Origin of the sequence: Hoyosella altamirensis, assembly GCF_014191505.1 — a bacterium.
Lineage (GTDB): Bacteria > Actinomycetota > Actinomycetes > Mycobacteriales > Mycobacteriaceae > Hoyosella > Hoyosella altamirensis.
Map to the genome: position 1 here is coordinate 742228 of NZ_JACHWS010000002.1, position 12609 is coordinate 754836.

The following is a 12609-nucleotide window of genomic DNA, read 5'->3' on the forward strand; positions in this document are numbered from 1 at the left end:
CTCGCCCGTTTCAGCAAAGACCTGACCCCCCACGAAAGCGGAGGATCACCACGTCACAACCCCCAGCGAGGGGTAGGTTTAGAAGCTGTGGCGCGAACACACGGCCTTCACATTCGCCCACTCAGGAGCGCTGAAGTTTCGGTCGCAGTTGAGTGGGCCGCGGCCGAAGGCTGGAATCCCGGCCTGGGCGATGCGCGCATCTTCGCTCTGACCGACCCCGGTGGCTTCTATGGCGGTTTCCTCGAAGACAAACTGGCCGCCACGATTTCCGCAGTGAAGTACACCAGCGATGCTCACACCTTCGGCTTTATCGGCTTCTACATCGTCAAACCGGAATTCCGGGGGCGCGGGTTCGGCTTCGAGATTTGGCAACACGGAATGCGCGCTCTCGCCAAGGTGCCCCTCATCGGCCTCGACGGTGTAGTCGATCAGCAATCCAACTACCGGAAGTCAGGGTTTATCCTCGCCCACCGCAACATCCGGTATGCGGGGGAACTATCGGGTCTCCGCGCAGAGACAGTCGTCGAAGCCGCCACCGTCCCCGCAGACGAGCTGACAGCGTTCGACTACCGCCACTTTCCCGTCCCAAGGCCGGAGTTCCTCCGGCTGTGGCTTCACCAGCCAGGAGCTCATTCGCTCGTGCTGCGATCGCACAGCGGGGTGCGCGCGCTGGGCACAATTCGGCGCTGCCGCAGTGGCTGGAAAGTCGGACCCCTCTTCGCGGCAGACGCCTCATGTGCGGAGACGATGCTGCTGGCGCTCGCCGATCGTGCCGACCTCGGATCTGCCATCTACCTGGATGTCCCCGAAACCAACGGTGCGGCTGTGGCTCTCGCGCAGCGACACGGCATGAGGCCGATGTTCGAAACCGCGCGCATGTACCGGGGGAAGGATCCGCAACTGCCCATCGACCACATATTCGGCGTGACCACCTTCGAACTAGGCTGAAGACGACGGTGCACGCTTCGCAGCGTTCATCAGCTAGTTTGGGCGTCAGGAAACATCACCGGACCACAGCAAGAAGGATGGAGTGTCGTGAGTGAAGTCGAGTTCACTGCTACCGCTGACCTCGCCGACGAGATCGGGCCCGAGATCAAGAGCTGCGATACACAATTCACTCAGTTCGGGGGGCGTCGCGAGTTCGCCGGCCGCGTCACCACCGTGAAGTGCTTCCAGGACAACGCACTCCTGAAGTCGATCCTCGGCGAACCCGGCAACGGTGGTGTCCTTGTCATCGACGGTGACGGCAGCGTCCACACGGCACTGGTCGGCGATGTCATCGCGGAACTCGGTCGCAGCAACGGCTGGTCTGGATTGATCATCAACGGCGCGGTACGAGACGCCGCGATACTCGGGACGCTCGATATCGGTGTCAAGGCGCTAGGCACCAACCCGCGCAAGTCGACGAAGACTGGTGCTGGAGAACGCGATGTGCCGATCGAGATCGGCGGTATCACCTTCACGCCTGGGGATATTCTGCACAGCGACGACGATGGCGTCGTTGTCGTTCCTGCGTGACAATCGAATGAGACTGATGGCGTCCACCCGCAAAATTGCGCGGCACGTGAACTAGGGGCCCGAACAAGCGAGGGAGGAACCCGGTGGCAGGAACCTGGCAGAACTGGAGCGGTCAGGTTTCCTGCACGCCTGCCTCAGTCGAGTACCCCGAATCGGAACTCGCGGCCGCGGCCCTCATCACAGCAAAGCGCGACCAGGGAAACGTTCCCGTGCGTCCCGTCGGCGCCGGCCATTCGTTCAATGACCTTTGCGCCACCACCGGCACACTTATCGACCCTGGTCGCATGAACCGTGTCCTGGGCATCGATACCGCAACTGGCCGAGTACGGGTGCAAGCCGGTATCACGCTTCGAGATCTCACCGAGTCGCTGGCGAGTGCAGGTCTGGCCCTGCGACATAGCGGCGGTGCCTATGACCAGCAGCTTGGTGGCTCGCTCGCGACAGGCACGCACGGAACCGGGACGACGTCCGCGAGCCTGTCAGCGCAAGTCCGGTCCGTGCGGCTCGTCACCGCCGATGGCACTGTGCGCGAGGCCGCGGCTCCCGCCAGCACGAGCGAAGACAGCGATTTCTTCAATGCCGCAGTGCTGGGCCTCGGCGCACTCGGACTCGTTACTGAGGTGGAGCTCGAAACGGTTCCTGCGTTCCGCCTGCACCGGGTACAAACTCCGAGAATCCTTGATTCGCTGATGCCTGAGCTGCTCGACCGCGTCGCGGCAACAGACCACACCGAGATCTTCCTCTTCCCTTATACGCGTCGCGCGCTACTCCTTGAAGCGACACGGACCGACGCCCCAGCGCAACGGGAGAACCCCCTCAGGCTTTGGTTCGAGCGTGACATCCTTGAGTCCACCGCACTGGGATCGATGCTCCGGATCGCTGCGACGAAACCTAAAGTCGCTCCCCTGGTTTCGCAGGGCATCGCGGCGCTCGCAAACTCGGGTGAGCGCATCGACGACAGCACCAAGCTCTCAATTCCGGCGGCGCGCGTCCGCTACACCGAGATGGAGTACGCGATACCCATTCCCCGGGTCATCGAGGCGATTGAACGGATCCTCGCGGTCATTCAGGCACGACGACTACCCGTGGCATCGCCGATTGAAGTGCGGTTCGCAGCGGCGGATACTGCGCTGCTCTCCCCGGCCTCGGGCGGCCCGGTGGCTTACGTAGCGGTGCATCAGTATGTGGGGCTTCCCTGGGAAGACTACTTCGCCGCAGCGGAGAGCATCCTGCTCGAACTCGGCGGGAGACCCCATTGGGGGAAGCGGCACAGCCTCACCGCGCGTGACTTCGCTGCCCGCGTTCCGGGCTGGAACGCCTTCGGCCGGGTGCGGGCTCATGTGGATCCTGACGGGATATTCTCGGGCGAGTACCTTCAGCGCATCCTCGGCCCGGTTCCGTCTCTCCCTGGGGGCCGACCGTGAGGCCGACACCTCTGCAATACCTCGGATACATCGTCGGGAAGTCATTGCCCGCGGAGATGCGTGAATGGGTGCGCAATGATCTCGTCGGACCGGGCGCGACGCGGCGTTATCTGTTCCGGGGAATACTCCCGCTCATCCCGCTCCTTGCGGCATTCCTGCTGATCCCCGGCCCTCGATGGGTCATAGCCGCAATGATATTGCTGCTGCTCATCCCTTACGTGTACTTCCTGGTCGCGCTCACCTACGTCTACCGTCGGCACCGGCTCCTCACCCATGGTCTTGATCCCGCGCTTCTCACTCAGCGCGAAGAACATCGCCGCCAGCGGGAACGCGACGACTATGAGCGGCGTTTCGGAAGATAGCGGCACGCTCGACGTTATCGAACGACCTACACTCGCACTGTGACCGAACGCGATCCCGCAAGCCCGCACGACGTTGTCCCGCCCGGTGGAGCCGGCCGGGAACGCCAGAACCGAATCTATCGCGACGGGGTCAGCGGCCTCGTGCCCAATATCCCCACCGATCCGCAAACTCTTGAGAAAGCTGCAGCCGATGCGCTTCCGGAGAAGGCTTTCGCTTACCTTGCTGGTGGCGCAGGCTCCGAAGCGACGATGCGCGCCAACCGAGCAGCTTTCGAGTCATGGTCAATAGTGCCGCGCGTCCTGCGGAACGTCGCCGAGCGAGACCTCAGCACCGAGATCTTCGGGCGGCGCCTTCCCGCTCCGCTCGCGCTCGCACCCATCGGGGTCCTTGAACTCGCGCATGAGGAGGCCGATCTCGCTGTCGCCCGCGCAGCTGCCGCGACTGGGGTTCCGTTCATCTTTTCCAATCAGGCGTCCGTACCAATGGAGGACACCGCGGACGTGATGGGAGACGCGCCGCGCTGGTTTCAGCTGTATTGGAGCACCAATGACGATCTCGTTGCGAGTTTCGTTGAGCGAGCGGAGAAATGCGGTGCAGACGCCATCGCAGTCACCCTGGATACCACGATGCTGGGGTGGCGCCCGCGCGACCTCAATCTGGGTTCGTTGCCATTCAGCCAGGGCCAGGGGATTGCCCAGTACACCAGCGACCCCGTTTTCGCCCGAATGGTGAAGCAGCGCATAGTCAGCGAGCGGGTAGGTAAGCCAGACGTCAAGATCACGCGCAGCACGGTCAAAACGCTGATCAATATGACGCATCACTATCCCGGCAAGTTCCTTCCGAATCTGCTGTCCGCGCAGCCGCGAACAGCCGTCGAGACATTCCTGGAAACCTATTCGCGTCCGTCGTTGACCTGGGATGACATCGCGAAATTGCGGGAAATGACGAAGCTGCCAATTCTCCTGAAGGGTGTTTTGCACCCAGATGATGCGCGCCAGGCTGCTGATCTCGGTGTCGATGGAATCGTCGTCAGTAACCATGGTGGACGCCAAGTAGACGGGTCAGTCGCATCCCTCGCGGCGCTGCCGGACGTTGCGGAGGCGGCGGGGGGACTCACAGTGGTGTTCGACAGCGGGATCCGTACCGGCGCTGATATTTTCAAGGCGCTCGCTTTGGGCGCAGATCTGGTCTTGATTGGCCGGCCCTATGTGTGGGGGCTGGCACTCGAGGGCGAGCGCGGCGTCGAAGACGTCATACGGAACTTGATAGCGGAGTTCGATCTCACAGTTGGGCTGAGCGGTCTACGTTCGGTTGAACAGATCACCACGGACGCGCTGAGGGAGAAGTAGCAGCAAGCCCCCCAGATTCGGTCTGGGGGGCTTGCTATTCGCTCGGATTACGTCCGATCAGCGGATCGGCATCGTGGTGGTCTTCACCGGCGCCGGCAGCGCTGTACTGCCTTCCAGGTAGCTGTCGACCGCGGACGCGCAGGCACGGCCCTCAGCGATAGCCCACACGATCAGTGACTGCCCGCGACCCATGTCACCGGCGACGAAGACGCCCGGAACACTGGATCCCCAGTTGGAATCACGCGACACATTGCCACGGTCGGTGTACTCGACGCCCAGCTTGTCCAGCAGGTCTTCCGTCTCGGGGCCGACGAAGCCCATCGCTAGGAATACGAGGTCTGCTTCGAGTTCGAAGTCGCTTCCTTCCACCTTCTGGAAGCGCCCGTCCACCATCTCGACTTCGTGTGCACGAACCCCTGTGAGTTTGCCGTCCTTGCCGACGAACTCTTCGGTGTTCACCGAATAGACTCGCTCGCCGCCTTCTTCGTGAGCAGAGGACACCCGATAGACCATCGGGTACGTCGGCCACGGGTTGGCCGAGGGACGCTCCTCCGGCGGGCGCGGCATGATCTCGAACTGGTGCACAACCTCTGCACCCTGTCGTAGTGCTGTGCCGAGGCAGTCAGCTCCCGTGTCACCGCCACCGATGATGACGACTTTCTTGCCCTTGGCACTGATGGGCGGCTCGTCGATGTCGCCGAACTGCACGCGGTTGGAGAACGGCAAATACTCCATCGCTTGGTAAATGCCCTCGAGTTCCCGGCCGGGAATCGGGAGGTCACGCCACTTTGTGGCACCGCCAGCCAGCACAACAGCATCGAAGTCCGAGGTCAGCTGAGATACAGGGAAATCCACACCGACGTTGATACTCGTGCGGAAGATGGTTCCTTCGGATTCCATTTGAGCGAGACGGCGGTCGATGTGCCGCTTCTCCATCTTGAATTCCGGGATGCCGTACCGCAGCAGGCCACCGATCCGGTCCGCGCGCTCGAACACGGTGACGGCGTGGCCCGCACGCGTCAACTGCTGCGCAGCTGCGAGACCTGCCGGCCCCGAACCTACGACCGCGACGTACTTGCCGGTCGTGCGGGTCGGATGCACTGGTTCCACCCAGCCCTGCTCAAAAGCGTGATCAATGATCTCAACCTCGACCTGCTTGATCGTCACAGGGTCTTCATTGATTCCCAGAACACATGCCGCCTCGCAAGGGGCGGGACACAGGCGGCCCGTGAACTCCGGAAAGTTGTTCGTCGCATGCAGCCGGTCGATGGCCTCGCGCCACCGGTTTTTGTGCACCAGGTCGTTCCACTCGGGAATGATGTTGCCGAGCGGACAGCCCTCGTGGCAGAAGGGAATGCCACAGTCCATGCAGCGTCCCGCCTGCGTCTGCAGCAGCGTCTGGTCGAATGGCTCATACACCTCATGCCAGTCCAGCAGGCGCAACGCAACTGGACGCCGGACGGGAAGTTCCCGGCCGTGCTTGAGGAAGCCTCTTGGATCACCCACGTGCGGCCTCCATGATCGCTTCGTTCACGTCTGTTCCCATCCTCTTGGCAGTGGCGATTGCCTGCAGAACCTTCTTGTAGTCGCGGGGCATCACCCTGACGAAGTGGTTCACTTCCTGCGACCAGTTCGACATGATCCGCTCAGCAACCGCGGAGCCGGTGAGATCCCGGTGCCGTTCGACGATGTCGTAGAGAGCACGGACGTCGTCGGACTCGAGGTCCTCGACATCAACCATTTCGGGGTTGACGTTCGCATCGAAGGTGTTGTCCGGGTTGTACACGTAGGCGACACCACCGGACATGCCGGCACCGAAGTTGCGGCCGGTCTTACCGAGAATGATGGCTTTACCACCTGTCATGTACTCGCAGCCATGGTCACCGACACCTTCAACGACCGCCACTGCACCCGAGTTCCGGACGCAGAAACGCTCCCCGACCACACCTCGCAGGAAGACTTCACCCTTGGTCGCACCGTAAAGGATGACGTTCCCGCCGATGATGTTGTTCTCCGCGACGAACTCGTCAGGCGCGTTCAGCGGCGGCCGGACAACGATGTGGCCGCCTGAAAGGCCTTTACCGATGTAGTCGTTGGCGTCACCGAAGAGCTCAAGCGTGATGCCCTTCGGGAGGAAGGCGCCGAAGCTGTTGCCCGCAGAGCCAGTCAGCTTGATCGAGATCGTGCCGTCGGGCAGGCCGTCGCCACCGTACTTCTTGGTCAGTTCGTGGCCGAGCATGGTGCCGACCGTGCGGTTGACGTTCGTGATCTTCGATTCGATCGACACCGGTGTGCCGGTTTCCAGCGCTTCACGCGCCTGGTCGATCAGCTGGTTGTCGAGCGCTTTCTCCAGACCGTGATCCTGAGTCTGCGTGCAGCGCAGTGCCTGATCCTCGAAGTACGAATCCGCCTGAACCAGGATCGGCTTCAGGTCGAGCTTCGAAGCCTTCCAGTGGTCAACAGCGGGAGTGAAATCGAGCATCTGAACCTGGCCGACCGCCTCATCAATTGAGCGGAAGCCCAGGGCAGCCAGGTACTCGCGAACCTCTTCGGCGATGTAGTAGAAGAAATTCTCCACGAACTCCGGTTTGCCGTTGAACTTCTCGCGCAGCGCCGGGTTCTGGGTTGCGATACCCACTGGACAAGTGTCGAGGTGGCATACACGCATCATGATGCAGCCAGACACGACGAGGGGTGCGGTCGCGAAGCCGTACTCTTCAGCACCGAGCAGGGTAGCAACGATGACGTCGCGGCCAGTCTTCATCTGGCCGTCCACCTGCACGACAATGCGGTCACGCAGTCCGTTCATCAGCAATGTCTGCTGCGTTTCCGCGAGGCCTAGCTCCCACGGCGCACCAGCGTGCTTGAGCGACGTCAGCGGTGACGCACCCGTGCCGCCGTCGTGGCCGGAGATGAGCACAACATCCGCGTGAGCCTTGGAAACGCCTGCGGCGATTGTGCCGACACCAATCTCAGAAACGAGTTTGACGTGGATGCGCGCACCCGGGTTCGCGTTCTTCAGATCGTGGATCAGCTGTGCGAGGTCCTCGATCGAGTAGATGTCGTGGTGCGGCGGCGGCGAGATCAGGCCTACACCTGGTGTGGAATGGCGAACCTCCGCAACCCACGGATAGACCTTGTGTCCGGGAAGCTGCCCACCTTCGCCTGGCTTCGCGCCCTGAGCCATCTTGATCTGGATGTCAGTGCAGTTCGTCAGGTAGTGCGATGTCACGCCGAATCGCCCCGATGCGACCTGTTTGATCGCGGAGCGCCGCCAGTCACCGTTCTCGTCTGGAGTGAATCGGCTGATGTCCTCGCCGCCCTCACCCGAGTTGGAGCGACCACCAATCCGGTTCATGGCGATGGCCAGCGTCTCGTGAGCCTCCGCAGAGATCGAGCCGTAGCTCATCGCGCCGGTGGAGAAACGCTTGACGATCTCCTCGACGGACTCGACTTCGTCGATCGGCACTGGCGGGCGAATGCCCTCACGCAACTTGAACAAGCCGCGCAACGACGCCAGCTTCTCCGACTGGTCGTCGACGAGTGACGTGTACTCCTTGAAGACCTCGTACTGTCCTGAGCGCGTGGCGTGCTGCAGCTTGAAGACAGTCTCCGGGTTGAACAGGTGGTATTCGCCCTCGCGCCGCCACTGGTACTCACCGCCGACTTCGAGTTCGCGGTGCGCCAGTTCTTCCTTGCGCTCGAGGTACGCGAGCTGGTGGCGGGTCGTCACGCTCTTAGCGATCACATCGAGCCCGATGCCCTCGATCGCACACCTCGTGCCGGTGAAGAACTCGTCAAGCAGCTCCTGCGACAGACCAATGCAATCGAACAACTGCGCACCGGTGTACGAGGACAGCGTCGAGATGCCCATCTTGGACATCACCTTGAGCACGCCCTTGCCAGCTGCCTTCATATAGTTGGCAACCGCCTGCTCGAAAGAGATCCCGTTGAGCTGACCGCGCTCGACCAGATCCTCGATCGTCTCGAACGCCATGTAGGGGTTGATCGCCGCGGCTCCGTAACCGAGGAGCACGGCCATGTGGTGGACCTCACGCGCGTCGCCGGTCTCGACGATCAGACCGACCTTCGTGCGGGTCTTCTCACGCACCAGGTGGTGGTGGATGGCTGACGTCATCAGCAACGCCGGGATCGGAGCGAAATGCTCGTTCGAATTCCGGTCGGACAGCACGATAACCCGCGCGCCACCGTCAATCGCGTCAGAAACATGACGCTTCATTTCGGCGAGCGCCTTGCGGAGCCCCTCGCCGCCCTCGACAACTTTGAATAGCCCCGACACGACAACGGAACGGAACTCAGGCAGATGCCCGTCATCGTTGGCGTGGATGAGGCGAGCGAGGTCGTCGTTGTCCAGAATCGGCTGAGGCAGCACGATCTGACGGCACGACTGCGCGTTCGGGCTCAGCAAGTCACCCTCGGGACCAATTGTCCCGAAAAGACTCGTCACAAGCTCTTCGCGGATCGCGTCCAGCGGCGGATTTGTAACCTGCGCGAAAAGCTGCTGGAAGTAGTCGTAAATCAAGCGGGGACGTGCCGAAAGAACAGCAATCGGCGTGTCTGTGCCCATAGAGCCGATGGCTTCCGCGCCCGTACGCGCCATCGGTGAGATGAGTATGTTCACCTCTTCCTGCGTGTATCCGAATACACGCTGGCGCAGCAATACACGCTTGTGCGGCATGTGCACATGGACGCGCTTGGGCAGCTGGTCGAGCGGAAGCAGCCCCTTCTCCAGCCATTCGCCGTAGGGGTGCTCCGCGGCTAGTTCGGATTTGATCTCGTCATCGCTGACAATGCGGCCTTCTTTGGTGTCAACGAGGAACATACGGCCAGGCTGCAGACGCATACGCTGCACGACGCGGGACGGCTCGATGTCGAGAACACCGACCTCTGAAGCCATCACGACGAGGCCGTCATCTGTGACCCAGATACGCGAGGGGCGAAGGCCGTTGCGGTCAAGCACAGCACCAACCAAGTCACCGTCGGTGAAGCACACCGAGGCAGGGCCGTCCCACGCCTCCATTAGCGACGCGTGGTACCGGTAGAAAGCGCGCTGCGCGGGATCCATCGACTCGTGACGCTCCCAGGCCTCAGGAATCATCATGAGGACGGCATGCGGGAGTGAGCGCCCACCAAGGTGCAGCAACTCAAGCACTTCGTCGAAACGCGCAGTGTCGGACGCACCTGGGGTGACGACAGGGAAGATCTTCTCGAGGGCGCCTTCACCAAAGATGTCCGACTTGATGAGCGCCTCACGCGCGCGCATCCAGTTCTCGTTGCCGTTAACCGTGTTGATCTCACCGTTGTGCGCTACAAGGCGGAAGGGGTGCGCCAGCGGCCACGAAGGGAACGTGTTCGTCGAGAAACGCGAGTGGACGATACCGAGAGCACTTTCCACCCGATCGTCCTGCAAGTCGAGGTAGAGCTCCTTGAGCTGAGGCGTGGTCAGCATGCCCTTGTAGACGATGGTGCGCCCGGACAGCGACGGGAAATACACCGTCTCCTTACCGGGGCCATCCTGGCCCGGGCCCTCTTTACCAAGTTCATGCTCGGCGCGTTTGCGCAGCACATAGACACGACGCTCGAGGTCCATCCCAGTGAGCTGCGAATCCGAACCCGTGAGGAAGGGCTGCCAGAAGGTCGGCATTGCGTCGCGTGCCATTCGGCCGAGCGAAGACGCGTCGACTGGCACTTCGCGCCAGCCCAGCACCTGCAGGCCCTCTGATTTGGCAAGCTTCTCGAATGCGCTGCGCGCATTCTTAGCCGCCCACGCACCCTGCGGGAAAAAACCGATTCCAGTCGCGTACGCACCCGGGTCAGGAAGGGCAAAGTCGACGACTTCGCGGTAGAACCTGTCGGGCACCTGAATGAGGATGCCCGCACCGTCACCACTGTTCGGTTCTGAACCTGCGGCGCCACGGTGCTCGAGGTTCAGCAGCGCGGTGATCGCCTTGTCGACGATGTCGCGGCTTCGCCGACCGTGCATGTCGACGACGAAAGCCACACCACACGAGTCATGCTCGTTGGCGGGATCGTAAAGGCCGTACCGGCCCGGCATCTTCTTCATAGGTCGCTTTCGCGGCTGGGGTGTTCGGTCATTCTCCGCGCACTCCGATCCTGTTGGACAGAAGTACGTGAGTTTCGCGGACGAGGGCGTTACGGTGAAGGTGCCCCGTACAGTGACGGCAACGGGTTATGCCCGCGTCGTCCCGGTACGTTGTCCAGTGAGCTGGCGCCGCTTTGCGCGCAGTTCAAGCCTCCACGATAAGGCAGGGAGCCACAGTCAGGGCAAATTAGGGTACGTTACCAACGCGATGACCTGCGGTTTTTCTTCTGAATCGTGATCTCGTCAACACCCTCGGCCCCACGGACTGGGATAAGAATATCCCCTGGTCCGAGAAACAACAATGAACGGGCCCAGAACGGCGAGATGTGCTTCGCTGACCGCAGCGATGAGATCAGCTACGGCCAGCGTGGTGGGCGAGGGGGGACTTGAACCCCCACGTCCTTACGGACACTGGCACCTGAAGCCAGCGCGTCTGCCAATTCCGCCACTCGCCCGAGCGACCGGGAAACAGTAGCACGAATCACCAAGGAACGATAAACAGCAGGTCACGGGTATGCTCCGGCGTGTCACGGCTCGGCTAAGACCCGACTGCGAAGGCCCCTCCCGGGACCGATCCGCACTACCATTGACGACAGGAGATATCGCGACCTGGTGCCCACACGAGAATTCGTGCCCACCTGGTCGCTTTCGCCATGTCGCCACGAACGCTATGGAGCACGGCGAAAGCAAGACGTCAGAAAGGAGGCCCCATGGGAATGCTCGACCGGTTCGAGCGAAAACTCGAAGGGGCCGTCGGGGACGCGTTCGCACGTCTCTTCCGCAGTGCTGTAGTTCCTCAAGAGATCGAGTCGGCGCTTCAGCGGTCGGCTACAGACGGCGTCCAGGAACTTGATGGGGGATACCTCCTCGCACCCAATAACTATGTGGTCACGATCGGCGCATCCGACCACGAACGACTCACAAATGACCGAGAACTAACCGAACGAGTGTTTGCGCGCCATCTTGCTGAGTTCATCACCGAGCAAGGCTGGCAGACATACGCCGCGGTTCGTGTGCACTTCGACATGTCAGACGAGCTCCATACTGGGCAATTCCGTGCTTCGGGGATCATCGACCCCGACGTGGCGCCACAGTCAGGCGCGGTCTGGCCGGTCGCTGCAAGCAATCAACCGGCGAGCATTCAAGAGTCCCCCGAAGGAAATCAACAGTCAGGAGCTGGCTCTATGACCCCTCAGCGCGATGCCGTCCGCAGCATCGGTCGGCACCTGTTCGGTACACGCCGCGGACGCAGCCACGAGGAAACTGCCTACCCGTCGGCTTACCGTTCCGGATCGAAGGGGCAGTCGGCATCCGAATCGCATGGCGAATCCGCATACTACGATCCCGATTACGGTGAGCCGATCTACGATGACCTCGATTTCGCCGAGGAGAGCTTCGATCAGCAGCCCGAGGCAGCGTCGCCGCCCGTGCACCGCCGCCCGACCCAATGGACTCGCCAGGCACTAACCGCCGTCCTCGAACTCGGTGATGGCAGCGGCCGGAGTCTCACCATGCGGAAGGGCGCCACCGTCATCGGTCGCGGCCAGGACGCCCAGTTCCGTGTCCCCGACACTGGTGTCTCCCGACGGCACGCGGAGATCCGCTGGGACGGTCAGCTTGCACTGCTGTCAGACCTGAAATCTACTAATGGCACAACGGTAAATGGTTCCCCCATCACGGTGTGGCAGCTTGCGGATGGGGACGTTATACGGGTAGGCCATTCCGAGATCATCGTGCGGATCAACTGAATTCGGCAGGTGTCCCACTCTCAAGGGGATTTCTGTGGACAATAGGCGGTGATCGCCACGGAGTACGGATCCACCGAAGAGGA

At 61.9% G+C, this 12609-nt stretch carries 8 protein-coding genes and 1 tRNA gene; 6 read left to right on the forward strand and 3 right to left on the reverse strand.

What is annotated here, in order from left to right:
* Positions 1-87: 87 nt before the first annotated feature.
* From FHU29_RS12255 to FHU29_RS12275, 5 genes are all read left to right on the forward strand, one after another.
* Positions 88-948: a GNAT family N-acetyltransferase gene (locus FHU29_RS12255; protein WP_064440085.1), complete on the forward strand. Its 861-nt coding sequence runs from the start codon at positions 88-90 to the stop codon at positions 946-948.
* Positions 949-1035: 87 nt separating this feature from the next.
* Positions 1036-1518 carry a ribonuclease E activity regulator RraA gene (gene rraA, locus FHU29_RS12260; RefSeq protein ID WP_064439927.1) on the forward strand — a complete coding sequence of 161 codons (483 nt, stop codon included), beginning with the start codon at positions 1036-1038 and terminating at the stop codon, positions 1516-1518.
* Positions 1519-1601: 83 nt separating this feature from the next.
* Entirely contained in the window at positions 1602-2942 is a 1341-nt protein-coding gene (locus FHU29_RS12265) for a D-arabinono-1,4-lactone oxidase (protein WP_064439928.1), read from the forward strand.
* Entirely contained in the window at positions 2939-3304 is a 366-nt protein-coding gene (locus tag FHU29_RS12270) for a DUF5313 family protein (protein ID WP_064439929.1), read from the forward strand. Before FHU29_RS12265 ends, FHU29_RS12270 begins: the two co-directional genes overlap by 4 nt.
* Before the next feature lie 39 nt (positions 3305-3343).
* Entirely contained in the window at positions 3344-4654 is a 1311-nt protein-coding gene (locus tag FHU29_RS12275) for a lactate 2-monooxygenase (RefSeq protein WP_064439930.1), read from the forward strand.
* Between the two features lie 57 nt (positions 4655-4711).
* On the opposite strand, the gene FHU29_RS12280 is transcribed toward FHU29_RS12275, so the two are convergent.
* The 3 genes from FHU29_RS12280 to FHU29_RS12290 form a co-directional block, all read right to left on the reverse strand.
* Entirely contained in the window at positions 4712-6160 is a 1449-nt protein-coding gene (locus FHU29_RS12280; protein ID WP_064439931.1) for a glutamate synthase subunit beta, read from the reverse strand.
* Positions 6153-10739 (reverse strand): glutamate synthase large subunit, encoded by a 4587-nt coding sequence (gltB, locus tag FHU29_RS12285; protein ID WP_064439932.1) that lies wholly within the window; start codon positions 10737-10739, stop codon positions 6153-6155. The genes FHU29_RS12280 and gltB overlap by 8 nt, the downstream gene beginning before the upstream one ends.
* A 407-nt stretch (positions 10740-11146) precedes the next feature.
* Positions 11147-11233 (reverse strand) — tRNA-Leu (locus FHU29_RS12290).
* Positions 11234-11488: 255 nt separating this feature from the next.
* Between FHU29_RS12290 and FHU29_RS23545 the strand changes: the two genes are divergently transcribed.
* The gene (locus tag FHU29_RS23545; RefSeq protein WP_064439933.1) at positions 11489-12526 is read left to right on the forward strand and encodes a DUF3662 and FHA domain-containing protein; all 1038 of its coding nucleotides are present in this window, start codon (positions 11489-11491) and stop codon (positions 12524-12526) included.
* Positions 12527-12609 lie beyond the last annotated feature (83 nt).